Source organism: Pseudomonas kitaguniensis (genome assembly GCF_049199985.1).
In the GTDB taxonomy this organism is placed as follows: Bacteria; Pseudomonadota; Gammaproteobacteria; order Pseudomonadales; family Pseudomonadaceae; genus Aquipseudomonas; species Aquipseudomonas kitaguniensis.
Genome location: NZ_JBLZPT010000011.1, coordinates 14,788 through 38,793, shown reverse-complemented (window position 1 = coordinate 38,793; position 24,006 = coordinate 14,788). Strand labels below are relative to the sequence as shown.

At 57.5% G+C, this 24,006-nt stretch carries 27 protein-coding genes and 1 pseudogene; 10 read left to right on the top strand and 18 right to left on the bottom strand.

Annotated features, from left to right (window positions below; genetic code table 11):
* Positions 1 to 26 precede the first annotated feature (26 nt).
* Together ACOZK9_RS15245 and ACOZK9_RS15240 are read right to left on the bottom strand one after the other, a co-directional pair.
* The gene (locus tag ACOZK9_RS15245; RefSeq protein ID WP_058411015.1) at positions 27 to 749 is read right to left on the bottom strand and encodes a glycerophosphodiester phosphodiesterase; all 723 of its coding nucleotides are present in this window, start codon (positions 747 to 749) and stop codon (positions 27 to 29) included.
* 43 nt (positions 750 to 792) lie between these two features.
* The gene (locus tag ACOZK9_RS15240; RefSeq protein WP_058411014.1) at positions 793 to 1,377 is read right to left on the bottom strand and encodes a PilZ domain-containing protein; all 585 of its coding nucleotides are present in this window, start codon (positions 1,375 to 1,377) and stop codon (positions 793 to 795) included.
* Positions 1,378 to 1,471: 94 nt separating this feature from the next.
* On the opposite strand from ACOZK9_RS15240, the gene ACOZK9_RS15235 reads away from it, so the two are divergent.
* The 3 genes from ACOZK9_RS15235 to ACOZK9_RS15225 are packed head-to-tail and all read left to right on the top strand — an operon-like array spanning position 1,472 to position 4,718.
* Complete coding sequence (locus tag ACOZK9_RS15235; RefSeq protein WP_058411013.1) at positions 1,472 to 2,722, top strand: lipoprotein-releasing ABC transporter permease subunit; 1,251 nt, start codon at positions 1,472 to 1,474, stop codon at positions 2,720 to 2,722.
* Between the two features lie 7 nt (positions 2,723 to 2,729).
* On the top strand, positions 2,730 to 3,413 hold the full coding sequence (lolD, locus tag ACOZK9_RS15230) for a lipoprotein-releasing ABC transporter ATP-binding protein LolD (RefSeq protein ID WP_162839862.1): 684 nt from the start codon (positions 2,730 to 2,732) through the stop codon (positions 3,411 to 3,413).
* Between the two features lie 60 nt (positions 3,414 to 3,473).
* Positions 3,474 to 4,718, top strand: coding sequence for a lipoprotein-releasing ABC transporter permease subunit (locus tag ACOZK9_RS15225; RefSeq protein WP_058411011.1), 1,245 nt, complete (start codon positions 3,474 to 3,476; stop codon positions 4,716 to 4,718).
* Here the strand turns inward: ACOZK9_RS15225 and ACOZK9_RS15220 are convergent.
* The 4 genes from ACOZK9_RS15220 to ACOZK9_RS15205 all read right to left on the bottom strand — a co-directional run bounded on the left by ACOZK9_RS15220 (position 4,705) and on the right by ACOZK9_RS15205 (position 7,862).
* Positions 4,705 to 5,292, bottom strand: a complete 588-nt coding sequence (locus ACOZK9_RS15220) for a hypothetical protein (protein ID WP_421556146.1) — start codon at positions 5,290 to 5,292, stop codon at positions 4,705 to 4,707. The genes ACOZK9_RS15225 and ACOZK9_RS15220 overlap by 14 nt on opposite strands.
* 100 nt (positions 5,293 to 5,392) lie before the next feature.
* Positions 5,393 to 5,839 carry a hypothetical protein gene (locus ACOZK9_RS15215; protein WP_421556145.1) on the bottom strand — a complete coding sequence of 149 codons (447 nt, stop codon included), beginning with the start codon at positions 5,837 to 5,839 and terminating at the stop codon, positions 5,393 to 5,395.
* A complete protein-coding gene (locus tag ACOZK9_RS15210; RefSeq protein WP_152750892.1) occupies positions 5,839 to 7,185 on the bottom strand; it encodes a heavy metal sensor histidine kinase in 1,347 nt (448 codons plus the stop codon). The genes ACOZK9_RS15215 and ACOZK9_RS15210 overlap by 1 nt, the downstream gene beginning before the upstream one ends.
* On the bottom strand, positions 7,182 to 7,862 hold the full coding sequence (locus ACOZK9_RS15205; protein WP_152746969.1) for a heavy metal response regulator transcription factor: 681 nt from the start codon (positions 7,860 to 7,862) through the stop codon (positions 7,182 to 7,184). The genes ACOZK9_RS15210 and ACOZK9_RS15205 overlap by 4 nt, the downstream gene beginning before the upstream one ends.
* A gap of 155 nt (positions 7,863 to 8,017) precedes the next feature.
* Here ACOZK9_RS15205 and copI point away from each other — a divergent pair, with 155 nt between their 5' ends.
* Together copI and queF are read left to right on the top strand one after the other, a co-directional pair.
* Positions 8,018 to 8,539: a copper-resistant cuproprotein CopI gene (gene copI / locus ACOZK9_RS15200; RefSeq protein WP_152750890.1), complete on the top strand. Its 522-nt coding sequence runs from the start codon at positions 8,018 to 8,020 to the stop codon at positions 8,537 to 8,539.
* A gap of 69 nt (positions 8,540 to 8,608) precedes the next feature.
* Positions 8,609 to 9,439: an NADPH-dependent 7-cyano-7-deazaguanine reductase QueF gene (queF, locus tag ACOZK9_RS15195; protein ID WP_152750887.1), complete on the top strand. Its 831-nt coding sequence runs from the start codon at positions 8,609 to 8,611 to the stop codon at positions 9,437 to 9,439.
* A 54-nt stretch (positions 9,440 to 9,493) separates the two neighbouring features.
* Here the strand turns inward: queF and ACOZK9_RS15190 are convergent, their stop codons facing one another.
* Both ACOZK9_RS15190 and ACOZK9_RS15185 read right to left on the bottom strand, forming a co-directional pair.
* A complete protein-coding gene (locus ACOZK9_RS15190; RefSeq protein ID WP_058414752.1) occupies positions 9,494 to 9,760 on the bottom strand; it encodes a DUF4404 family protein in 267 nt (88 codons plus the stop codon).
* A 110-nt stretch (positions 9,761 to 9,870) separates the two neighbouring features.
* Entirely contained in the window at positions 9,871 to 10,479 is a 609-nt protein-coding gene (locus tag ACOZK9_RS15185) for an HAD superfamily inactivated hydrolase PcrP (protein WP_058414751.1), read from the bottom strand.
* Between the two features lie 197 nt (positions 10,480 to 10,676).
* On the opposite strand from ACOZK9_RS15185, the gene ACOZK9_RS15180 reads away from it, so the two are divergent.
* Positions 10,677 to 11,366: an MlaA family lipoprotein gene (locus tag ACOZK9_RS15180; RefSeq protein ID WP_058414750.1), complete on the top strand. Its 690-nt coding sequence runs from the start codon at positions 10,677 to 10,679 to the stop codon at positions 11,364 to 11,366.
* 60 nt (positions 11,367 to 11,426) lie between these two features.
* Here the strand turns inward: ACOZK9_RS15180 and ACOZK9_RS15175 are convergent, their stop codons facing one another.
* Positions 11,427 to 11,723, bottom strand: coding sequence for a PilZ domain-containing protein (locus tag ACOZK9_RS15175; protein WP_058414749.1), 297 nt, complete (start codon positions 11,721 to 11,723; stop codon positions 11,427 to 11,429).
* 276 nt (positions 11,724 to 11,999) lie between these two features.
* Here ACOZK9_RS15175 and rssB point away from each other — a divergent pair, with 276 nt between their 5' ends.
* A complete protein-coding gene (gene rssB, locus ACOZK9_RS15170) occupies positions 12,000 to 13,181 on the top strand; it encodes a two-component system response regulator RssB (protein WP_058414748.1) in 1,182 nt (393 codons plus the stop codon).
* The gene (gene rssC, locus ACOZK9_RS15165; protein WP_058414747.1) at positions 13,181 to 13,663 is read left to right on the top strand and encodes an anti-sigma factor antagonist RssC; all 483 of its coding nucleotides are present in this window, start codon (positions 13,181 to 13,183) and stop codon (positions 13,661 to 13,663) included. The genes rssB and rssC overlap by 1 nt, the downstream gene beginning before the upstream one ends.
* A gap of 199 nt (positions 13,664 to 13,862) precedes the next feature.
* Here rssC and tal read toward each other — a convergent pair whose 3' ends face one another.
* The 7 genes and pseudogenes from tal to ACOZK9_RS15130 form a co-directional block, all read right to left on the bottom strand.
* Positions 13,863 to 14,789, bottom strand: a complete 927-nt coding sequence (gene tal, locus ACOZK9_RS15160; RefSeq protein WP_058414746.1) for a transaldolase — start codon at positions 14,787 to 14,789, stop codon at positions 13,863 to 13,865.
* 277 nt (positions 14,790 to 15,066) lie between these two features.
* A complete protein-coding gene (dusA, locus tag ACOZK9_RS15155) occupies positions 15,067 to 16,086 on the bottom strand; it encodes a tRNA dihydrouridine(20/20a) synthase DusA (RefSeq protein ID WP_152750883.1) in 1,020 nt (339 codons plus the stop codon).
* Positions 16,087 to 16,468: 382 nt separating this feature from the next.
* The gene (locus ACOZK9_RS15150; protein ID WP_421556144.1) at positions 16,469 to 16,861 is read right to left on the bottom strand and encodes a hypothetical protein; all 393 of its coding nucleotides are present in this window, start codon (positions 16,859 to 16,861) and stop codon (positions 16,469 to 16,471) included.
* Positions 16,842 to 17,975, bottom strand: a complete 1,134-nt coding sequence (locus tag ACOZK9_RS15145; RefSeq protein WP_152750878.1) for a polymorphic toxin type 44 domain-containing protein — start codon at positions 17,973 to 17,975, stop codon at positions 16,842 to 16,844. Before ACOZK9_RS15145 ends, ACOZK9_RS15150 begins: the two co-directional genes overlap by 20 nt.
* Positions 17,976 to 18,725: 750 nt before the next feature.
* Positions 18,726 to 18,950: a hypothetical protein gene (locus ACOZK9_RS15140; protein WP_179953695.1), complete on the bottom strand. Its 225-nt coding sequence runs from the start codon at positions 18,948 to 18,950 to the stop codon at positions 18,726 to 18,728.
* Positions 18,951 to 19,254: 304 nt separating this feature from the next.
* Positions 19,255 to 19,518 (bottom strand): hypothetical protein, encoded by a 264-nt coding sequence (locus ACOZK9_RS15135; RefSeq protein WP_421556143.1) that lies wholly within the window; start codon positions 19,516 to 19,518, stop codon positions 19,255 to 19,257.
* Between the two features lie 999 nt (positions 19,519 to 20,517).
* Positions 20,518 to 20,733: pseudogene (locus tag ACOZK9_RS15130) on the bottom strand (hypothetical protein); the annotation flags it as partial.
* Positions 20,734 to 20,941: 208 nt separating this feature from the next.
* On the opposite strand from ACOZK9_RS15130, the gene ACOZK9_RS15125 reads away from it, so the two are divergent.
* Together ACOZK9_RS15125 and ACOZK9_RS15120 are read left to right on the top strand one after the other, a co-directional pair.
* Positions 20,942 to 21,307, top strand: a complete 366-nt coding sequence (locus ACOZK9_RS15125; protein ID WP_152750876.1) for a DUF6124 family protein — start codon at positions 20,942 to 20,944, stop codon at positions 21,305 to 21,307.
* 145 nt (positions 21,308 to 21,452) lie between these two features.
* A complete protein-coding gene (locus ACOZK9_RS15120; RefSeq protein WP_152750874.1) occupies positions 21,453 to 21,665 on the top strand; it encodes a hypothetical protein in 213 nt (70 codons plus the stop codon).
* A gap of 84 nt (positions 21,666 to 21,749) precedes the next feature.
* Here ACOZK9_RS15120 and ACOZK9_RS15115 read toward each other — a convergent pair whose 3' ends face one another.
* Together ACOZK9_RS15115 and ACOZK9_RS15110 are read right to left on the bottom strand one after the other, a co-directional pair.
* Entirely contained in the window at positions 21,750 to 22,937 is a 1,188-nt protein-coding gene (locus ACOZK9_RS15115) for an MFS transporter (RefSeq protein ID WP_421556142.1), read from the bottom strand.
* Between the two features lie 197 nt (positions 22,938 to 23,134).
* Positions 23,135 to 23,971: a LysR family transcriptional regulator gene (locus ACOZK9_RS15110; protein WP_152750870.1), complete on the bottom strand. Its 837-nt coding sequence runs from the start codon at positions 23,969 to 23,971 to the stop codon at positions 23,135 to 23,137.
* Positions 23,972 to 24,006 lie beyond the last annotated feature (35 nt).

The window sequence follows — 24,006 nt, the reverse complement described above, 5'->3', positions numbered from 1 at the left end:
GCCTGAGCCGGCCGGGGAGACCGATTTCAGTAATTCTCGAGGGTGGCAGTGGCCAAACCGGGAAAGTCTGTAATCAGGCTATCTACGCCGAAGTCGGCGAGCCTGCGCATCAGCGCAGGTTCGTTGACGGTCCACACCGACACGTGCAAACCCTGGCGCTGGGCTTTTTCCAATCGCTCGGGGGTGCACAACGTCCAGTTCAACGCCAGGTATTCACAGCCGTAGTTTTGCGCGACCTTCAGCGGGTCGAGCCACGCGTATTCGGCGACCAGGCCACGTGACAGGTCCGGGGTCAGATCAACCGCGGCTTTTAATACTTCGCGCGAGCTTGAGGTCACGGTGACCTTGCCCATCAGGCCAAAACGTACGGCCATCTCACGAATCGCCAGCACGGTGGTCGCGGCGCGCGTGCGTGAGGCGCTTTTGACTTCCAGTTGCCAGTGGTCAAAGTCGCATTGCTCGAACAACTCTTCCAGGCGTGGGATCGGGCAGGGTTGCACCCAGCCCGGGCCGCCTTTGCGCGCGTCCATTTTCACCAGGTCGGCCGCCGAGTACTCGACGACTTTGCCGCGCCTGTCGGTGGTGCGTTTAAGGGTCGGGTCGTGGATGACCATCAACTCGCCGTCCATTGACAGGTGCAAATCCAGTTCGCAGCGGCGTACACCGTGCTTGAGGCACTCCTGGAAGCTGGTCAGGGTGTTTTCCGGTGCTTCGCCTTTGGCACCGCGGTGGCCGTAGATCAGGGTCACAGTTGCTCCTTTGCGCCAGGTTTTTTGGCGGGGTCATACACATTCAGGTGTCTTGGGCGTCGCTCTGTTCGCGCGCCAGGCGTCGTTCCTGGGCTTGTTTCTGCAGGATGTAGCGCGCCAGCAGTTGGCGTTGGGCATCGGTCATTGATTCAAATTCCGTGGCCACCGCAAACCCGTCAGCCTTGGCATCGCACTGCGTCACGCGGGCGCGCAGCAACAGGCCCAGCGCTTGCGGCATCAGCACCAGCTTGACCGCCAGGTGCGCGCCGGGCGCCAAGTGCGTGGGGTGCTGGAAGTCGATACCGCCTTCGGAAATGATCACCGGCTGTGGCGCACCGACCTCATCCAGCAGGCCGCGCGCCATGATTTGGCTGAGCAGGTCGACACGTTTGTTCTGGACCTTGAGGAAGGCCGCCAGGCTGCGATCTTTTTCGTTGATCTGGCGCAGCAGGTGCTGGGCTTCGAATTCGCTGAGGTGCAATTCGCTGAGCAGGTTGAACAGCGGCGAATCATCCAGCAACACTTCCTTGCTCGCCGCGTCGGGAGCAGAGAGCGTGCTGATTTGGAGTGCGATCATGTCGTCGATACGGTAGTATTCGCGGCGTTCTTCTTCATCTAATGTCGACATGGCGAACCCAAAGTAGCGGTAATGGTCTGAGTGTAAAGCTGCTTACCTGACCCCGCCACTGGGACGTCTTCTTTTCCTCCGAACAAGCCCCGACATGTTCAGACCTCTCTTCGTATTTATTGGCACGCGTTATACCCGTGCAAAGCGCCGCAATCATTTTGTGTCGTTCATTTCCTTGACCTCGATGATCGGGCTCGCCTTGGGCGTGGTCGTGATGATTGTGGTGCTGTCGGTGATGAACGGCTTCGATCATGAGATGCGCACCCGCGTGTTGGGCATGGTGCCCCACGCGACCATCGAGGGCGACGCGCCTATCAGCGACTGGCAAAGCCTGGCCGACAAGGTCAAGCAAAACCCCAAGGTGGTGGCGGTTGCGCCATTCACCCAGATGCAGGGGTTGCTGACCCACGACGGCAAGGTGCAGAAAATTCTGCTGAATGCCATCGACCCGGCCCAGGAGCGCAAGGTCTCGATCATCGACAAGTTCATGCTGCAGGGCAAACTTGACGATTTGGCGCCCGGCAGCTTTGGCATCGTGATCGGCGACAAGGCGGCGGCCAAGCTCGGCGTGAACATCGGCGACAAGCTGACCTTCGTCGCGCCGGAAGTCACCGTGACCCCGGCCGGCATGTTCCCGCGCATGAAGCGCTTCACCGTGGTCGGCACCTTCCACGTTGGCGCCGGCGAGATCGACGGCTACCTCGGCCTGACCAACCTCACCGACCTGGCCCGCCTGCACCGCTGGAAGCCGGACCAGGTGCAGGGCCTGCGCCTCAAGTTCAACGACCTGTTCGACGCACCGCGCGGCGCCTGGGAAATCGCCCAGCACTTGGGTGAGTCGCAGTATTACGCCCGCGACTGGACCCGCACCCACGGCAACCTGTACCAGGCCATCCGCATGGAAAAAGCCATGATCGGCTTGCTGTTGCTGCTGATCGTTGCGGTGGCTGCGTTCAACATCATCTCAACCCTGGTAATGGTGGTGAACGACAAGAAGGGCGATATCGCCATCCTGCGCACCCTTGGCGCCACGCCGGGGCAAATCATGGCGATCTTTATGGTGCAGGGCACGGTGATCGGCGTGGTTGGCACCTTGATCGGCACAGCGGTCGGCATTCTGGCCGCGCTGAACGTCAGCGCCGCCATCGCCGCGCTGGAAAAAGTCATCGGCCACAAGTTTCTCAACGCAGACGTCTACTTTATCGATTACTTGCCGTCCCAGGTTCAGGCCCAGGATGTGTTGATGGTCGGTGGCGCCGCGTTGGTCTTGAGTTTCCTTGCCACCCTGTATCCAGCCTGGCGCGCGGCACGTACCCAGCCAGCACAGGCCTTACGTTATGAGTGAATCGGGCATGAGTGAAAAAGCAATCCTGAGCTGCCGCAACCTGGGCAAGTCCTACGAGGAAGGGCCGGAATCGGTCGTGGTGTTGTCCAATTTGCAGCTTGAGCTGCACCCCGGCGAGCGTGTGGCGATTGTCGGCAGTTCCGGTTCCGGCAAAAGCACCTTGCTCAACCTGCTGGGCGGCCTGGATACGCCGTCCCAGGGCAGCGTGTGGCTGGCCGGTGAAGAGCTGTCAGCCTTGAATGAAAAGGCGCGCGGCCAACTGCGTAACCGTTCGCTGGGTTTTGTGTACCAGTTTCACCACTTGCTGGCCGAGTTCACCGCGCTGGAAAACGTGTGCATGCCGCTGTTGATCGGCAAAACCGCGATTCCAGAGGCGCGCCAGCGTGCCAAGGCGCTGTTGGAGCGCGTCGGCCTTGGCCATCGCCTGGAGCACAAACCGGCCGAATTGTCCGGCGGTGAGCGCCAGCGTGTGGCAATCGCCCGCGCCCTGGTCAATAACCCGGGCCTGGTAATGCTCGACGAGCCGACCGGCAACCTCGACTCCCACACCGCGCAGGGCATCAAGGACTTGATGCTGGAACTGAGCACCCAGATGCGCACCGCGTTCCTGGTGGTGACCCATGACATGAGCATGGCCCGCCAGATGGACCGTGTGTTGCACCTGCAGGAAGGTCACTTGGTCGCCATCTGACCCGTTTCAAGCCTGGCGCCTGGCGCCGGGCTTTTTCATTTTTTCAGGCGGTGCACGCGAATGTTCAGACCGTTATCGATTTTCATCGGCACGCGCTATACCCGCGCCAAGCGCCGCAACCGTTTTGTTTCGTTTATCTCGATGACCTCGATGATCGGCCTCGCCCTGGGCGTGTTGGCGATGATTGTGGTGTTGTCGGTGATGAACGGCTTTCAGCGCGAAATGAGCTCACGCATCCTCGGCATGGTGCCGCACGCCACCATCGTCGGCGTAAACCCGATTGATGATTGGCAGCCGGTGGCCGCCGCTGCAATGAAAAACCCCGAGGTGACTGCCGCCGTACCGTTTACCCAAATGGACGGCATGTTCTCCTACAAGGGCGCGATGCAGCCGATCGAGATCAGCGGCATTGACCCGGCTCAGGAAGGCAAGGTTTCGATCGTGGCTCAGCATATTGTGCGCGGCAAACTGGACGACCTGAAACCCGGCGAGTTCGGTGTGGTGGTCGGCGAAATCACCGCGCGGCGTTTTCGTCTCAACGTGGGCGACAAGCTGACCCTGATCGTGCCTGAAATCAGCAGCGCGCCGGGTGGCATCACCCCGCGTATGCAGCGTTTGAACGTGGTCGGTATCTTCAAGGTCGGCGCCGAGCTGGATGGCTCGATGGCATTGATTCACATGGCCGACGCCGCCCAGATGCAGCATTGGCAGCCGAACCAGGTGCAAAGCGTGCGCCTGGCGGTGAAAGACTTGTACGCGGCGCCCAAGGTCTCGGCGGACATCGCCGCCAGCCTGGGCACGGGCTACAAGCCGGATGACTGGACCCACACCCAGGGCAGCCTGTTCAGCGCAATGAAAATGGAAAAGACCATGATCGGCCTGCTGTTGCTGATGATCGTCGCCGTGGCTGCGTTCAACATCATCGCCACGCTGATCATGGTGGTGAACGACAAGGGCGCGGATATTGCTATTTTGCGCACCATTGGCGCCACACCTCGGCAAATCATGGCTATTTTCATGGTGCAGGGCACGGTGATCGGCATTGTCGGCACCTTGATTGGCGGCGTGCTGGGCGTGATCGCGGCGCTGAACGTGAGTGAACTGGTGGGCTGGCTGGAGCGGGTGAGCGGGCAGCATATTTTCAGTTCCGACGTGTATTTTGTCAGCAACTTGCCGTCGGAACTGCAGGGCGGGGATGTGCTGCTGATTTGCTCGGCGGGTTTTGTGTTGAGCTTTTTGGCGACGCTGTACCCGGCGTATCGTGCGGCGAAAATAGAGCCGGCGCATGCGCTTAGGTATTCGTAACCTTTAAGACCGCTATCGGGAGCAAGCCCCCTCCCACAGTTGACTGCATTTCTTCAGCTGGAGTGCAGGTAATTCCAGTTGGAGTGCAGGATTCAGGTTGGACTGCAGTCAGTTCCAGTTGGAATGCAGGTAATTCAGGTTGGACTGCAGTTAATTCCAGTTGGAATGCAGCTAATTCAGGTTGGGTTGCAGTCAATTCCAGTTGGAGTGCAGCCAATTCAGGTTGGGTTGCAGTCAATTTCAGTTGGAGTGCAGCCAATTCAGGTTGGGTTGCAGTCAATTTCAGTTGGAGTGCAGATGATTCAGGTTGGACTGCAGTCAATTCCAGTTGGAGTGCACCTAATTCAGGTTGGACTGCAGTCAGTTCCAGTTGGAATGCAGGTAATTCAGGTTGGGTTGCAGTTAATTTCAGTTGGAATGCAGCTAATTCAGGTTGGGTTGCAGTCAATTCCAGTTGGAATGTAGCCAATTCAGGTTGGGCTGCAGTCAACCCCAGTTGGAATGCAGCTAATTCAGGTTGGGTTGCAGTCAATTTCAGTTGGAGTGCAGATGATTCAGGTTGGACTGCAGTCAATTCCAGTTGGCGTGGAGCCAATTCAGGTGGACTGCAAACAATTTCAGTTGGAATGCAGATGATTCAGGTTGGACTGCAGTCAATTCCAGTTGGAGCGCAGCTAATTCAGGTGGACTGCAATCAATTTCAGTTGGAATGCAGGTAATTCAGGTTGGACTGCAGTCAGTTCCAGTTGGAATGCAGCCAATTCAGGTTGGGCTGCAGTCAACCCCAGTTGGAATGCAGCTAATTCAGGTTGGACTGCAGTCAGTCCCAGTTGGAATGCAGCCAATTCAGGTTGGACTGCAGTCAGTTCCAGTTGGAATGCAACAAAATCAGGTTGGGTTGCAGTTAATTCCAGTTGGAATGCAGCTAATTCAGATTGGGTTGCAGTCAATTCCAGTTGGAATGCAGCTAATTCAGGTTGGGTTGCAGTCAATTCCAGTTGGAATGCAGGTAATTCAGGTTGGACTGCAGTCAGTTCCAGTTGGAATGCAGCCAATTCAGGTTGGAATGCAGTCAACTGTGGGAGGGGGCTTGCTCCCGATAGGGTCGGCACAGCCTGCATCAATCTGTCTTGGGCAACTCAATCACAAACCGTGTCCACCCAACCCTGGACTCACAAAAAATCCTCCCGCCGTGCGCCCGCACAATTGACTGGGTAATCGCCAGCCCCAGCCCCGCATGCTCGCTGCTGCGTTCATGGCGCGCCGGGTCTGCCCGGTAAAAGCGATCAAACAACCGAGGTAACAACGCCGCAGGAATACCATCCCCGGTGTTTTCCACTGAAAGTCTCACCCCGTCCGCTATGCGCACCCGCACCTCGCCACCGGCCTTGGTAAACCGCAGCGCGTTATCCAGCAAGTTCGACAACGCCCGACGCAACATGCCGCGATCGCCCATGGTGCGCGCAGTGCCCTCGCGCACCAGGCTGACCTGCGCGTCTTCCGCCAGCATCGCAAAAAACTCGAGCAGCGCGTCCACTTCATCCTCAAGCGCCAACGGCTCGCGCTTGGGCATCAGCAAGCCATGGTCGGCTTTGGCCAGGTACAACATGTCATTCACTAACTGCGCCATCCACTGCAATTCTTCCAGGTTGCTGTGCAGCGCCTCACGGTAGTCCTCCAGCGCGCGCGGCTGGGTGAGGATTACCTGCGTGTGGGTCAGCAGGTTCGACAGCGGCGTGCGCAGTTCGTGGGCGATGTCGGCGGAGAACGCCGAGAGGCGCTGAAACGAGTCGTCCAGGCGGCCGAGCATGGCGTTGAAGGCGAGCGCCAGCTCTGTCAGTTCCACCGGCATGTGCTGCTCAGGCAAACGTTGGGTGAGGGAATGCGCCGACACACCGGCGGCGACCTCGCCCATGCGCCGCAACGGGCGCAAGCCACTGCGTGCGGCCCAGGCGCCGAGCAGCGCGGTGGCGAGTGCCGACAGGCCGACGGTCAGCCAAATCAAGTGCTGCATGCGTTGCAGGAAGTGCTGGTGATGGGTGATGTCGAGCATCAGGCTCAGTTGCGGCGAGCTGGGTTGGCCCGCCAGCAACGGCACGTTGTACACGCGGTAATCCGTGCCGGCGTTCTGCAGGCTGTGCAGGCCTGGCGTTGCGGGCAGGTCGACGCCAGGCGCGCCGTCATACCAGCGCTGGCCGGCGGCGCTGATGCGCAGCGTCAGGTCGGGTTGCCGACTAAGCTCGCTGCGCAACTGCGCTTCGCGCTGGGCGAACAATTGCGGGGTGTCGACGCCCTGCAACGTGCTGCGCAAGGCGAGTAATTTGCCGTCGAGCAACTGTTGGTCCAGCTCGACAAAATGCGCCTCGCTGGCCTGGTTAAACAACACCCCGGCAATCAGCGACACCACCGCAGTACAGGCGGCAAACAACAGTGCCAGACGGCTGGCGAGGGACAAGCGCTTGATCAATTGAAACGCTCCTCCAGCACATAACCCATGCCGCGCACGGTGTGGATCAGCTTATTGGGGAAGGGGTCGTCGACTTTCAGGCGCAGGCGGCGGATAGCCACTTCGATGATGTTGGTGTCGCTGTCAAAATTCATGTCCCACACTTGTGAGGCAATCAGTGACTTGGGCAGCACCTCGCCCTGGCGGCGCAGCAACAATTCGAGCAGCGCGAACTCCTTGGCGGTGAGGTCGATGCGCTGGCCATCGCGCTCGACGCGGCGGCGAATCAGGTCCAGGCGCAAGTCGGCCAGTTGCAGCGCGGTTTCCTGCGGTGTGCTACTGCCACGGCGCAACAGGCTGCGTACCCGCGCCAGCAGTTCGGAAAAGGCGAACGGCTTGACCAGGTAATCGTCGGCGCCCAGCTCCAGGCCATGCACGCGGTCTTCCACCGCATCGCGGGCGGTGAGGAACAGTACCGGGGTATCCAGGCCGGCACCGCGCACGGCTTGCAAAATTTGCCAGCCGTCGCGGCCCGGTAACATCACGTCGAGAATCAGCAGGTCGTAGTCACCGCTCAATGCCAAATGCTGACCGCTGATGCCCTCGGCGACCAGTTCGGTGGTAAAGCCCGCCTCCGCCAAGCCTTGACGCAGGTAATGGCCGGTTTTCGGTTGGTCTTCGACAATCAGCAGTTTCATGGGCAACTCTTGGCAACGTGTGACGATGGGCTTTATACCGTGGGCGCCAGGGCAGGGGCGCAACCTGACAAAGTTGTAATCTAGCAGTCAGCTGGCTGGCAGCGGCGCCATCTTAGAGTGCTACCCAAGCGGTTCACACATTTTTGGAGATACCCATGACCTTGCGTACACCCCTGTTGCTGGCGGGCTGCCTGTTGGCATTGAGTGTGGATGCGCTGGCTGATACGGCGCACACCTACGCATTTGGCCAGCCGGCGGCCGCCGACAAGGCCACGCGCACCGTGGAAGTGCAGTTGCAGGACATTGCTTTTTCGCCCAAGTCGTTGGACGTAAAAGCCGGTGAGACCGTGCGGTTTGTGCTGGTCAATAAAGGCCGGTTGCTGCATGAATTCAACCTGGGCGACGCGGCGATGCACGCCGAACACCAAAAGGAAATGCTCAAGATGCAGGCCAGCGGCATGCTCACCGCCACCGGCGTCGGCAAAATGGACCACAGCGCCATGGGCCATGGCGAGATGGGCGGCATGCAGCACGACGACCCCAACAGCGTGCTGGTAGAGCCCGGCAAAACCGCTGAACTGACTTGGACGTTCACCCGCGCCACCGGCTTGGAGTTTGCCTGCAACCTGCCCGGGCATTATCAAGCGGGCATGGTCGGCACACTTAACGTCGATTGAGCCGGTGTGGCTTAGGCGCGGGGGCAAAGGCTGGTAGACTGGCGGGGTTTATTTAGCCAGGTTTCCGCCATGCATCCCGCAGCCGAACATTCGCCGCTGGGCAAGTCCAGTGAATACATCTCTACTTACACCCCTTCGTTGCTGTTCCCGATCCCTCGCGCTGCCAAGTGGGCCGAACTCGGCCTGAGCGCCGATAACCTGCCCTACAAGGGCGTGGATTTCTGGAACTGCTTCGAGTTGTCCTGGCTGCTGCCGTCCGGTAAACCGGTGGTGGCCATCGGTGAGTTCAGTATCCCGGCCGACTCGCCGAACATCATCGAGTCCAAGTCGTTCAAGCTGTACCTTAATTCGCTCAACCAAACCGCGTTTGCCGACACACAAAGCCTGCAGGCGACGTTGCGCACCGACCTCAGCGCCGCCGCCGGCAAGCCGGTGACCGTGCGCATCCGCAGCCTGGCGGACGTTGCAGCCGAAGGCGTGCAGGCGTTGCCGGGTGTGTGCATTGACGATCTGGACATCAGCGTCAGCAACTACGAACACCCACGCCCGGAACTGCTGCGCTGCGATGATTCGCGCATTGTCGAGGAGAGCGTGCACAGCCACTTGCTCAAATCCAACTGCCCGGTCACCAGCCAGCCCGATTGGGGCAGCGTGGCGGTGGAGTACCGTGGTTCGGCGCTGGATCACGCCAGCCTGCTGGAATACCTGGTGAGCTTTCGCCAGCACTCGGACTTCCACGAGCAGTGCGTAGAGCGGATTTTTCTCGACCTGCAGCGCTTGCTCAAGCCGGAAAAACTGACGGTGTATGCGCGTTACGTGCGGCGCGGTGGGTTGGATATTAACCCGTACCGCAGCACTGAAGAGGTGGCGTTCCAGAACCTGCGCCTGGCCCGTCAGTAAATCGAAAGGTGGGAGGGGGCTTGCCCCTTCCCACCTTTTGGTTTCGGGCCTGGATTAAATCCCGATGTTGCCCAAGGTGATCACGATATTGCGCAGCGTCCCGGCAATGCCCGGATGGTCGAGTTCGAAGCCTTCTACAGCACGATTCACATCGTCAGCAATGCTCGGTGCCTGAGTGGCTGGTTCCAATTCCAGTTGCAGTTCAAACCTGGCAAGCAAGGCTTCCAGCGCTTCACGTTTTTCCAGCGGCAGCGGCGGCTCCTGATTCAATTGCTCGCGCAGGATGTTGACCTGTTCTTGCAGTTTTTCGCGGGCAGGCATGGCGTTCTTCCTTTTATCGATAGGCACTGGCATAGACCGCGGCACGCCGGGAAAGGTCTACGGGCTGACCTGTAGATTAATCCACCGGGGCCGACTGTGCATGATCTTGATCAGGGCTTCTCGCCTTTGAGCTGGCGCAGGCGGATGTCTGCCAGGCAACTGCCGAGCTCGCCGAGGTGGTCGATCACCGAGTGCACACCCAGCCCATACAGCGCCACCGTGGCTTTGCCGCGCTTAAGTTCGCGTTGCTGCTCGGTCAGCGCCTGCCATTGCTCGGGCGCCAGGCCGCACAGGGAGCCACAGGACGCCAGGCCAATGGTCCACAACCCGGCATTGAGCCCCGATTGCAGCAAACGCGGCTCACCACTCACCAGCACGCAGCCTTCCAGGCGTTCGATGTTTAATTCCATCAAGGCTTGCCAGCAGGCATGCGGGGCAGGCCAGCGGAGGGCGGCGGGCGCAGTCGCCTTCAGCCAGTCAGGCAACGCGGCCGCCAATGGGCGGGTGACGGCGGCGGGCAGCTCGTCCAGCCAGGCGCAGGGCACGCCTTGCTCTTTGAGGTCATGCAGGATTTTTAATGCGCCATACGTGGCTTGGGAGTCGGGGGAGGGCGAATCACTTCGTGCCAGGGAACCAAAATCTACCAGGCAGCCACTAAGCCCGAAGAGCACGGCAGTCAAAGAGGGTGCGCTGGCGAGAGCAATTTCGGCCTGAGGCATCTAAAGGTTCCTGAAATAGCTGTGACGCTATCGGGCCAGGATGACAAGCACATGACACTCAGGTGTAGCTGTAGGAATTTTATCCATTTGCCCGATGACGTTTCCTAGTAGATGCCTAACTCGACACTTCCGTCATATACTCACGTTCTTAATTCAGGGCATAGCGCCCATGACAGACTATTCAAGGAGCAAAAGCTATGCGCTGGAGCCAATATTTCGCTCAGCTATCTGTGTGTGCCACTGTCCTGTTGGCGCCGTTTGCGGCCCAGGCTGCGTCGGAAGACGACCCATGGGAAAGCATCAACCGTCCGATTTTCACCTTCAACGACACCGTTGATACGTATGCCCTCAAGCCTTTGGCGCAGGGCTATCAGTTTGTTACCCCGCAGTTCATGCAGGATGGCATCCACAACTTCTTCCGCAACATCGGCGACGTCGGCAACTTTGCCAACAACGTGTTGCAGCTCAAGCCACACGCGGCCGGTGTCGACACAGCTCGTTTGCTGATGAACACCACCTTCGGCGTGCTTGGCTTTATCGATGTAGGCACCAAAATGGGCCTGCAACGCAGCGATGAAGACTTCGGTCAGACCCTGGGTTACTGGGGCGTCGGCAGCGGTCCTTACGTGATGCTGCCACTGCTTGGCCCAAGCACCTTGCGTGATGCGCCGTCCAAGTACGTGGACAGCTACACCCAACCGTATCGCTACATGAACGATATCGGCTGGCGCAACAGCACCTTCGGCCTGAACATCGTTGACACCCGCGCCAGCTTGCTCGACAGCGAGAAGCTGATCACCGGCGACAAATACACCTTCATCCGTAACGCCTACTTGCAGAACCGTGAGTTCAAGGTCAAAGACGGCAAGGTTGTAGACGACTTTTAAGCCGTGACGTTTTGAAATGAAAAAGGCGACCCGTGTGGTCGCCTTTTTCGTACGCGGTTTTCAGCGCATTTTGAGGATTTTGAGGCCGAGGTGCTGGTCCTCGCCAGTCGTTTTGGCCCAAACGACCTCGGTGTCCGCCTCCAGGCCCTTGAGGGCGGCGTGCTCCGAATCGATGCGCACGGTCAGTGTGTCACCCACCGCAAACTGGCGAGGTGCCTGTACTTGCATGCCGGTGCTGGAAAGGTCCACACAGACCCCGGCAATTTCTTGGCCGGCGTGGATCAGGGAAACATCGGCATCCACTCGCATGCGGATGAAATCGCGTTTTTCGGCGTAGTCGCGCTCGTGTTCGCTCACAGCTGCCATCCTTACTTTGTGTTGTGGTGATGGCTGTTCTTATAACTCCCGGTGATTTGCGGTGTAAAGACGTCCGGCGACCATCGGCATGAGCTTGAAACCCCTGACGGATGGGAGTACCGTCTGCGCCTTAGAAGGGCACCTCTGCTTTACCGTTGTGCGTTGGCCAAAAGCCCGTGCTTTGTAGGACAGAGAGGCTAGAAAGCGAATCCAGTACGTGAGCCCGGCCATTGCCGAGCCGCCTACGCCAACCTAATTCTGGCGCCGTTTGCCCACATGCAAAAAACCAGTGCCACGCTGCTGATAATCGATGACGACGAAGTAGTGCGCGCGAGCCTCGCGGCCTATTTGGAAGACAGTGGCTTCAGCGTCCTGCAGGCCAGTAATGGCCAACAGGGTCTCCAGGTATTCGAGCGCGACAAGCCCGACCTTGTGATCTGCGACCTGCGCATGCCCCAAATGGGCGGCCTTGAGCTGATCCGCCAGGTGACTGAGCTCGCCCCGCAGACGCCAGTGATTGTTGTGTCCGGTGCCGGCGTGATGAACGATGCCGTCGAGGCCCTGCGCTTGGGCGCTGCCGATTACCTGATCAAGCCCCTGGAAGACCTGGCTGTGCTTGAGCACTCGGTGCGCCGTGCGCTCGACCGCGCCCGCCTGCTGCTGGAGAACCAGCGCTACCGCGAAAAGCTCGAAACCGCCAACCGCGAGCTCGAAGCCAGCCTCAACCTGCTTCAGGAAGACCAGAACGCCGGTCGCCAGGTGCAGATGAACATGCTGCCGGTGAGCCCGTGGAGCATTGACGCGTTCAAGTTTGCCCACCAGATCATCCCGTCGTTGTACCTGTCGGGGGATTTTGTCGATTATTTCCGTGTGGATGAGCGCCGCGTTGCGTTCTACCTGGCTGACGTGTCCGGCCACGGCGCTTCTTCTGCCTTTGTTACCGTGTTGTTGAAATTCATGACCACACGGTTGTTGTTCGAGTCCAAGCGCAACGGAACCTTGCCGGAATTCACCCCTTCCCAGGTACTGGGCCACATCAATCGAGGCCTGATCAGCTGTAAGCTGGGCAAGCACGTGACGATGGTCGGCGGCGTGATCGACGAAGAAACCGGTCTGTTGACCTACAGCATTGGCGGTCACCTGCCGATGCCGGTTTTATATACTCCAGACAGTGTGCGTTACCTGGAAGGGCGTGGTCTGCCGGTGGGCTTGTTTAATGAAGCCACCTACGAAGACCACATCCTGGAACTGCCGCCGACCTTCAGCCTTACGCTGATGTCCGATGGCATCCTGGACCTCCTCCCAGAGCCTACACTCAAGGAGAAAGAAGCCGCCTTGCCCCAAAAGGTCAAGTCGGCGGGCGGCAGCCTGGATGGCCTGCGGCAGGTTTTTGGATTGGCCACGCTAGGGGAGATGCCGGATGATATCGCCCTATTGGTGTTGAGCAGGAATCTTTGATGAGTACCGGAAGAATCCAATTCGCCGAGCAAGACGGGACCTTCGTCCTGAAGTTTGTCGGTGAAGTGCGCCTGACGTTGTGTTCGGCGCTGGATGCGACGATTGAGCGGATTTTCACAGCCTTGAATTTCTCGGCGATCGTGATCGATCTGACCGAAACCCGCAGCATCGATAGCACCACCCTTGGCTTGCTGGCCAAGTTGTCCATTCTGTCGCGGCAGAAGGTCGGCCTGTTGCCGACCGTCGTCACCACCCACGAAGACATCACCCGTCTGTTGCAGTCGATGGGCTTTGATCAAGTGTTCAACATCGTTGAAAGCCCGATCCCGTGCCCCGAATGCCTGACCGACCTGCCATCCCAGGATCAGTCCGAGGAAGTGGTACGGATCAAGGTGCTGGAAGCGCACAAAATCCTGATGGGCCTGAACGAGTCCAACCGCGAAGCCTTCCACGACCTCGTCAACGCGCTGGAACGCCACTAAGCCCCAGACTTGAAACCCCGTCCAATGTGGGAACTGGCTTGCCTGCGATAGCGGTATGTCAGCCACCTATTCATTGCTGACCCACCGCTATCGCAGGCAAGCCAGCTCCCACAGTTTGAACTGTGACTGGTTTGAGATCAACGAAACACAAAAAAGGGCGGCACCCTCACAGGTGCCGCCCTTTTTGTCGCCGGCTGCCTTACAGCTTGGCAGTCAACAGCGCTTCCAGCTTCTCTTGATCCCGAGCAAACTGACGAATCCCTTCCGCCAGCTTCTCGGTGGCCATCGCATCCTCGTTGGACTCCCAACGGAACTGCGCTTCAGTCAAATGCACGCGCGCTTCACCGGCGTGGCCTGGCGACAGCTTGCGTTCAAGCTTGCCTTCATCGGCCGCCAGCTTCTCCAGCAAGTCCGGGCTGATGGTCAGGCGATCACACCCGGCCAACTCTTCAATCTGGCTGAGGTTACGGAAGCTCGCACCCATCACCACGGTCTTGTAGCCGTTGGCCTTGTAGTAGTTGTAGATGCGTGTCACCGACTGCACGCCCGGGTCATCCGAACCTGTGTAGTCGCTGCCGTTGGCCTTCTTGTACCAGTCGTAGATACGGCCCACGAACGGCGAAATCAGGAACACCCCGGCTTCGGCGCACGCCACAGCCTGGGCAAACGAGAACAGCAGCGTCAGGTTGGTCTGGATGCCTTCTTTTTCCAGCGTCTCTGCCGCGCGGATGCCTTCCCACGTGGAAGCGATCTTGATCAGCACGCGGTCACGGCTGACGCCGGCCTTGTCATACAGGTCGATCAGACGGTGCGCACGCTTGAGTACGGCGTCAGTGTCGAACGACAATCGGGCATCCACCTCGGTGGAAATACGCCCCGGTACCACCTTGAGAATTTCTTGACCCACCGCCACCGCGAAACGGTCGCTGGCCAGGCCCACGTCACCGTTGCAGTCTTTAACGCACTCATCCAGCAGCTTGGCATAGCCCGCAATCGAAGCGGCCTTGAGCAGCAGGGAGGGGTTGGTGGTCGCGTCTTGTGGCTTGAGCTTGGCGAGCGTAGAAAAATCGCCGGTATCGGCTACGACAGTGGTGAATTGCTTGAGTTGTTCCAGCTTGGAAGTCATGAGCGTGCTCTGTCCTTTGGGTCTGATGACATTACCCGAGCGCCGGCAGGCGCTCAAGGGCGCAAATGCGTTCGATCGTTTGCGAGGGCAACAACCTGAAAACAGCCGTTTGAATGACCGGCCATACTAATAATAGGAGGCCAGAATGCGCATCAGGTTCAACCCAAGTGCCGCATGACCTCCCCGATTAAACTGTGGGAGCGGGCTTGCTCGCGAAAGCGGTCTCTCAGCCCCCCAACAAATCAACTGACACCCACCCAGCTCACCAGCCCCACAATCACCGCCCCTCCAGCAACTCCGCTGCCTGGTCAAGCAACGCCAGCGGGTCGTTGGCCTTGTGAATATCCACCGACAACAACTGCCTGAACTTGCGCGCCCCCGGAAACCCAGTCCCCAGCCCCAATACATGCCGCGTAATGTGATGCATCGTCCCGCCACCGGCCAAATGCTCAGCAATATAAGGCCGCAACTGCGCCAACGCCTGCGCCCGACTGATCACCGGCGCCGTGCTGCCAAACAACTGCTGATCCACCTCCGCCAGCACATACGGGTTGTGATAAGCCTCGCGCCCCAACATCACCCCGTCAAACGTCTGCAAATGCTCCTGGCACTGCGCAAGCGTCTTGATGCCGCCGTTGAGAATAATCTCCAACTCTGGAAAGTCGCGCTTCAACTGCGCCGCCACGTCATAGCGCAACGGTGGAATATCGCGATTCTCCTTCGGCGATAAACCTTCCAGAATCGCAATGCGCGCATGCACCGTAAAACTGGTGCACCCCGCGTCCTTCACCTGCCCGACGAAATCACACAGCTCGGCATAACTGTCGCGCCCATTGATGCCGATACGGTGCTTCACCGTCACCGGAATCGACACCGCGTCACGCATCGCCTTCACGCAATCGGCCACCAATGCCGGATGCGCCATCAAAATCGCGCCGATCATATTGTTCTGCACACGGTCGCTAGGGCAGCCGACGTTCAAGTTCACTTCGTCGTAACCGGCAGCCTCCGCCATGCGCGCGCACGCGGCCAAATCAGCCGGCACGCTGCCGCCCAACTGCAGCGCGAGCGGGTGCTCGGCTTCGCTGTGGCGCAGGAAGCGCTCGTGGTCGCCATGCAGGATCGCGCCGGTGGTGACCATCTCGGTGTAGAGCAGGGCGTGCTTGGAGAGCAGGCGCAGGAAGTACCGGCAGTGGCGGTCGGTCCAGTCCATCATGGGCGCGACGCTAAACCGGCGTGAAGACTCTGAGCTTGAAGAGCTAGCGTTTGCTAGGGATAAGGCTTTTTCGGAATTCATTAATACTGATCTTTTATACAGCGGTTTTTACCCGTTTTCCCTTATTTTCTAAAGTCGGTTGCTACATTGCAGCGATCGAATTCGGCAATGTAGCAACGGGAAATGGGCACGATTACAGCACGTAAGCGCAAGGACAACTCGACAGCCTACACGGCGCAAATACGGATCAATCGGGATGGCAAGAGTTTATCAGGAAAGCCAAATCTCCACCGTAAGCAGGTCGTGCAGGCTTGGACCACGCGACGAGAGGCGGGGCAGGCCCAGACTGGTGCTATTTAGCGGGAGAATCGGAGTGGGGTAACGATCAAGAACATGATTACCCGCTCTGGCCAGAAGCGGTCGCCCCTAGCCCTATGGCATCACGTCTCACCATAGGAGTGTTCTATTTTGGTAGCGCTCCACACTGGTCAATAACTCTCCTATCAGTGCGGCTATCAATAGCACCGTCTGGCCCGATGTACACATCAGTGTTCGGCCACTTCGGTTTAACCCGGATGCAGTGCGATTTTCCACCATTGTTCCAATCAAACTCCATAAAAAATTGGTGGCTCGGGAAGATGTGCCCAGCCCCACCAGTGGCCTCACCCGGGTATATCTCACCCTTTGAAATGTCATGCTGAACGTTCAAAATATAACCGAGGCGCCCTTGTCCCTTGTCAGAGAAATGGAAGCTCACTTGAGGAGTGGCGACATACCAAAAGACGATCGGGGCAACTAGTAGCGCCACTATCCAGCGCCAGAAACGCCGTTTCGGTTTACTTGCAGACGTGGTCACGTGTGCCATCTCCCCAGCTTGAACGTGGTAGTGATAAAACTTCGTCCATGAGCATCTTTGCCGTAATTCCGCCGTTTGGGCGCTGTTTGTACAACTTAACTCCAATACTGATAGAAACTCGGTCGCCTATGTCGTCCCAAGCTCGCATCCCATCGATGTCTGCTGATCGGTGAGGCCCCTTGCGTTCGCCCCAGTTCTGAACTTTCCGAATGGAGTCTGATGCAATCTGCTCAAGCCCGGCGCCGTCCAGAAGAACGCCTTCAGAAAGGCCGCCAGCGCGACCGACGTAGCCATAGTGGATGTTCGACCAGATGTCGTAGAAGTAATCCACTTGGCCTTGCTTCTGCCAAGGCCCACCGAACTGTTGCCCAATAGTCACCTTGTGATCCCAAGGTCGATTTTGCCCAACCCGCTCTGCCCAAAGCGCCATGGCAGCAACAGTGTTACCAAGCTCCATTGCTTGAAAATCAGGCGGTGAGAGTCGTGCATACCAAGGGAGCTTTTGGAATTTTGCATTTTCTGCTGCCGCGTCAAAGCTGGTTAGCTTTTTCATTTTCAGTACGGATGGGTGTGTGATGTTGCGGTTCATTTCCCCGGCGATATAGTTGGCCACCTGTTCCATCGTGTCAGGGTCTTTGCACGTGACGGGTGCTTTCGGTTGAGGCTTTGCCTCTGGCCTTTTCGGGGCGGCTTTGGGATCTACCAGAGCGTTTGCGGCGATCGCTTTCTCTTTTAACTTTGGGTCAGCAAGCAACGTCGCCATTTTCTGATCATCCACGGTGCCATCCGGACGGAACGCTCCGAGCGCCATGAAGTTCATGATTGCTGCACCCCCACCACTGCCCATGACAAAACCGCCACCAACATCGCCTGACCCAGTAATGATCGTTCCGCCATGGCTGGTTAGACTGCCCAAGTGGGCCATGGGGCGCCCATTCACTTGAATGGACGGGAATCCTGTGGTGATCACGGCTCCACAGCCACAGGTATCGCCAACGCGAGCAGAGCCCATAAAGTTAATGTTGACGTCACTGCTTGCTGAAGCAATCGGGGTTGTACCGTGACCGGGCATTGGGCAGACATGCTTGTCACCCAACCGAGCAGATGGAGTCATTCGTCATCCTTGTCGTGAAATTAAAAGCCCCCCCCACTGGGACTCCAAAAACGTTTAGTAGGGTCCAGGAGGTTACCGCAACGGTTGGACCGTGTCTTTATGACGCGTCGAAGCGTAAGGAAACTCTGAAAAAGGCTTCCTGATTTGGCAAAATATCCCGACACCTTTACCGGGCCTCCCCGATGAAACAGATGAACTTCGCCGATGCCGAGGTGACCCAGTTGCCGAGATTTCACTGCCCCAGTTTGACCCCTCGTAAATCATTGTCTGTGCTGGATTTTTGCAGGTTTGGAGATGGGGCAGTCTTGCGTCGGCAATCGGGTCAATCTAGGGGCAGCGCCAACACCCAGGCCTTGCTGAGGACGCAGTGCATGGATTCGAGGCGATTCTCCATCGCGATAAGCTGCTGTCACTCGCTGACGTTGGGCAAAGCGTTGCAAAGAGTTCTATCTGGAATTATTGCTACCCGATCCTGGCTGGCTTGCTAGTCAAGTTGAAAGCCGGACGTGACTTCACCGCCATCCCTGAGCCTGTTATATAAGGGGGCTTGCTGTCTGCTCGCACAACCAGCTTCGAGCTCGCCGTTTAAAAATCACAAGTTAAACCAGTCCACTCCGTTTGGATAGCCGAACGGTGAATCTCTGAGACGACCTCGAGCACCTTGAGATACTAGAGTAGCCTTTTGATTACCTACTTCAAAAACCAGGCATTAAAGCGATAAACGTTTACTCCATCACAAGCCATGTTAAATCATTTGAAATCCTCAGCGCTTTTGGGCATAGCCTCGATGCCTTTATCAGCCTTCCGGCTAATAAAGGCATAACCGCCTTCTTCACAATTTTTTCTTAGTAACAATTTTTCATCTTTCAAAACAGTCAGATAGCTAACGAATGATTGCGCCAGCAAATACGTATATCGACCATTTTTAAATTTTATAATATTTTTGTTAACACTTCCTTCCGAAGCGTCTACCAAAAAAACTTACCCTTCGGAGGGAGTTTTGTGATTGGATACGACAGCTCTACATTGTCGGGTGCGCCATATCGATATTGAACATAACCAAGGCTAGGAGTATCGTTTTTAGACGCACATACCGAAACAATTTTATTTCCGGGTAGAGGACAACTAAAATAAACGTCCTCATCCGCCGCGCATAAAGTCATACCTAAACTGTCTACATCTGTCTGACCTGCACCTGACTGTCCGGTATATAAAAAAACAACAGCAGCAAATAGCGAAGCGCTTAGACTTAATCCTCCGCCCCAACTAAATTTCACATTCACTTAAAATGACCCTCGTTCCAGATAAGTTTAAAATTATCTACCCTGGCTTTGCTACTATTGGTTTTTTTGTTAATAATATCTGTTATCGACTCAACAGTAGCATCAGTTGCACCAGCATCCGCTCTCAAATGTAGACGATGTCCCACCCAAAAATACGCTGCTGAACGCACAGCATATTTAATCTGTATGAGTAAGTCGGGAGATTCTTCGAAATCATGATTTTCACCTGGCCATTCGCTTGAGTTAGCTTTATGCCACATAGTAAACGTTCAATAATTTGCTCTACCTGTCAACTGTTTAAGACCACGCCCCCGATATTTCCAGCCATCTCCACTTGCGAAGTCCCCATTTCCTAGTTCCGCACGCCCACCATAAGCACCATTAGCGACGGCTTCATAGTCTGCCTGATTCACCCGTGGTCTATCGGCTTTTGTTGGTTTGGTTGTATCGTAACCATGTGCACGTGCAGCAGCAGGGTTATTCCTAAAATATGAGAAGGACCCAATGAGAGCCGATGCTTTCCAGAGAAATCCTTCTTCAACGCTGAGGCAAGCGGAGATCTATGTCCAGTCCATCATCGGGGCGACGGAGAAGCGGCGGGAGAGCGGTGCGGGTCTGGCGTTGTTTGCGGGCATTGGGAATATGCAATCGGTGAGGCTGATGGTGAGGCAGTTTATCAGGATTGCTCTTGTGAGGTTTCAGCGAGTATTGGGCCTGATCAGCCCGGTGAGCACCGGAATGACGCAGCTCTGCGGGTGGCTTTGGCGCCAGAGGTGGGCCCGGCTTGAAGGTGTTTAGGTTTTTTTACCTTCGTTTGCATTCATCAAGTTCGCTCTGGCTTTGCAGTGTTGAAGTGATACCTAATCGATATTTGCAATACTGGATGACCAGATGTCGCTCGTCTGCACTCAGCTCACTCAATTTTTTATCATCTGATTCGTATGCGAAAATATTTACAAACTCGATTTGAAAGGTCGGGCTTTTCTTTATGAAGAATACTTTTCCGGATATGCATCTTCCATCTTTTCGTAATAGCCGATGTATAGCGTAGCGACGACTGCCGCCAGAATAATGATCAGTAGCGATTTCATTACGAAGGTGGCCGCAAAAGTTTGGTTTTCATACAAAGGTTTTTCACCCGTTTCATACCGATATTGCCAGGGCAAATTTTCCTTCACCGGGTTGCATGGGAAACTCGCGGTGACCGCCCAACAAGGTTGTCACCCTGCAAACGCTGCTTAGCGCTTGAGTCAAGGTCGTTAGGGTGTCGATCTGGATGGCGAGAATTTCCTGATCCATGTTTCCATTGAAGGTTTCCGGCGCCTGGCACGCATCGCTGACACTTGATCATCCGTGGCGAATTTGCCTTTGTCGGCATCTTTTACCGCTAACTCAATCTGTGTGGTCAGCGTCTTTTCGTGTTCGATGTGGCCGCGTAGAACGTAAATCGCCAGGTAGCTCGCGGTTTGGCTATGTTATTAGTTTTTAACTATTTTTTGTGGTTTTGAGTTTTTCTAGGAGGACTCTACTACCCGGGACTCGGACGTTTCCCACGCTTTGTTAGGCTTGCCCGTCAGACCACCCATCGCTAACCTCCTCCAGCCGCTGTAAACCCAGCGGTCGGAGGTGGAAGTCCGTATTGCTAAGGCGTTTTAACTCCCCAAAATATTTGGAGCTTCGCCCATGCCCAGCAAAACACATAAGCCTCACGTAGATAACAACACCGCACCCGTCGACGCCAAGCTTCACGCCGCTGCCCAACGCGCGATTCACCATTACCTGCCTCCATCTGACGACGCCGAGCCCACTGAACCACCAATCAGCAACCTATTCTCCGTCAGCCCCAACATCGACACCGAAACCCTCCTTGCCAACGCCTCCGAAAACCTGGAGTCCGCCAACCAAATGGCCGCCACCCTGGCCTTCAACCTCGAAGACCCCCAACGCGCCATCGTGCTCGGCATCCAACAGCTAATCGATCTCAGCGCTCTGCTTGTCGACCGAGCCCATGAGCAAGTTGCGCCAGCAGCCAACTCGGCCACAGCCTGATACCCAACCCCGCCGCCTTGCCCGAAGGCGGCCACCTGAACCCTCGCTGTCACCCCGCACAGTTTCATGATGCCCTGGGCTTTTGAGGCCTACGATCTCTCTCAAGAGAGGACTTCCGCGCCTCCAGCCCACAGGGAGCTGAAATATGATTTCGAACCTCGTCAAAGTCGTGATGATCGCCGGTGCTTTGCTGTTGAGCGCTTGCTCGTCGGGTGTGAGCAGCGATCCTTGTTTCACTCAGGGATGCCAGGCGTTTGGGGACCACAGCCCCAACAAAGCCGCCAAGATGAATTTTGGCAGCAGTGGGTTGGGCAGTAGTTATGGTGAGTATGGTTCTGGGTTGTTGCATGATGACTGATTGAGCTGTGTGTTGACTGACCCACCGCTATCGGGAGCAAGCCCCCTCCCACAGTTGATTTGTGATGGGGGGCAGGTTTGGCTGTTAGTGGCCGTTTTTCATGCGGCGTGCGATGAGGAAGAGAGCCAGGCCTGCGAGCGCCGTCGCCGCGCCGATGTAGCCGGTGCTGGTCCAGCCGAGCCCTGCAGTAATCGCCATGCCACCCAGCCACGGCCCGAGTGCGTTGGCGAGGTTAAACGCTGCATGGTTGGACGCCGCCGCCAGGCTCGGGGCTTCGTGGGCGATGTCCATCAGGCGGATTTGCAGCGGTGCGGCCATGGAGATCATGGTGCCGACGAGGGCGATGCCGAGCAGTACGCCCCACAGCGAGCTGGCGGCGAAGGTGAAGAAGATCAACACGGCCATCGACCAGACAAGAATCCAGCCAACCGCGCGAAATTGCAGGCGATCGAACAGTTTGCCGCCGGCGATGTTGCCGATGATGCCGCCTACGCCAAACGCGGCGAGACCGAAGGGGATCCATTGTGGCGAGACTTTGGTCACTTCGAGCATGGTCGGTGCGAGGTAGCTGAACACGCAGAACATGCCGGCAAAGCCAATCGCGCCGATGGAGAGTGCCATCCATACCTGCGGTTTGGCGAAGGCGCGCAGCTCTTTGCGCGGGTCGCTGCGTTGTTCGTCGTGGCGGTGCGGCACGAATTGCCAGACCAGGCCGATGGTGCACAGGGCGATCACGCTGACCAGCGCGAATGCTGAACGCCAGCCAAGGTGTTGGCCGAGGAAGGTGGCGATGGGGTTGCCGAGCAGCATGGCGAGTGTGAGGCCCATCATCACGCGGGCGACGGCGCCGGCACGTTTGTCGTTGGGCACCATGCTGGAGGCGACGACGGCGGCGATGCCGAAGTAGGCGCCGTGGGGCAGGCCGCTGATGAAGCGGAAGGCCATCAGCGAGCTGAAGCTCGGGGTGAACGCGGTGGCGAGGTTGCCGAGCGCGTACAGGCCCATCAACAGCAACAGCATGTGTTTGCGCAGCAGCTTGGCGCCGAGAATGGCCAGCAGCGGGGCGCCGACCATCACGCCCAGTGCGTAGGCGCTGATGGCGTGGCCGACTTGCGGTTCGCTGAGGTTGAGGTTGTGGGCGATGTCGGGCATCAGGCCCATGATGGCGAATTCGCCGGTGCCGATTGCGAAAGCGCCCACGGCCATGGCAGCTTCCATTTTGGCGGCGCTGCGCGCTGGCAGCACATGTCCGGGTGTTTGCTGGATAGTCATGGATAACTCTGTGTTGATGTAGGGCAGAAATAAGAACCGCCGATGCTACTGAAGCGGCGGCGAAGGTGTCTAGAACAGCCTGTTTCGCAAGAGTTCAGTTTCATCAAGAGCCTGGTGACATTACGTCGCGTCTATCGATGCTGCGGTTGCGCCAAGCAGACCAGGGTTCGACCCGGCGCTGTAAGCGACGCCGGTACTCAGACCGTGAAGTGCCTTATTTGCTCATTCAGGTGCAGGGCCAGCGCATTGCCCGTATCGCATAGCAGGTACAAATGCTGTGCTGGCAGCGCTGGCAGTTCGGTTAGTTGCTTCAGCCCTTCGCCCATGCGGCTTTGCTCCATCAGGCCCACCGCCACGCCACTGCGGATACACGCCTCGACGGCGGATGAGTTGGGGCTTTCGAGCAGCAAGCGGTGGTAAACCCCGTGGTCCTTCAATGCCTGCAACGCCGCCGCGCGATACGGGCAACCGGCGATGGGCACGGTGACCGGCAGCGGCGCATTCGGCGGGTAGTCGAAGTGTTCGGCCGCCACCCACAGCGGCTGCACAGCGCCCAAACGTTCGCCGTGTGCCAGCGGTTGCGCGCTGACGGTTATCGTCAGGTCGAGCTGGTTCGCCGTGAACAGATTCAACAGCTCGCCGCTGGTTCGCGCTTCGACTTCCAGCTCCAGCAACGGGTTGTCGGCAATCAGTCGGGGCAGGTAAGCCTGCATAAACGCGGGCGCGTAGGTGTCGGGTATGCCCAGGCGAATCTTGCCTTGCATGCGCTGCGGCATCAGCGAAATCAACAAGCGGTCGTGGCTCTTGAGGAACTCCAGGGTTTCGCCGAGCAGCTTCTTGCCGTACTGCGTCAGTTCTACGCCTTGGTTGCTGCGGCTGAACAGGCGTTGGCCGACCTGATCTTCAAGCTTTTGAATCTGTGTAGTGACGGTGGATGCGCTGCGGTGCACGTGCTCAGCCGCTTCGTTGAAGCGACGAAAGCGTGCCACGGCGTGAAAGGTGCGTAACAAGTCGATATTCAATTGCTGTGTCATGATTCCACTTTTCAGGATCACTGATGCAGGTTATT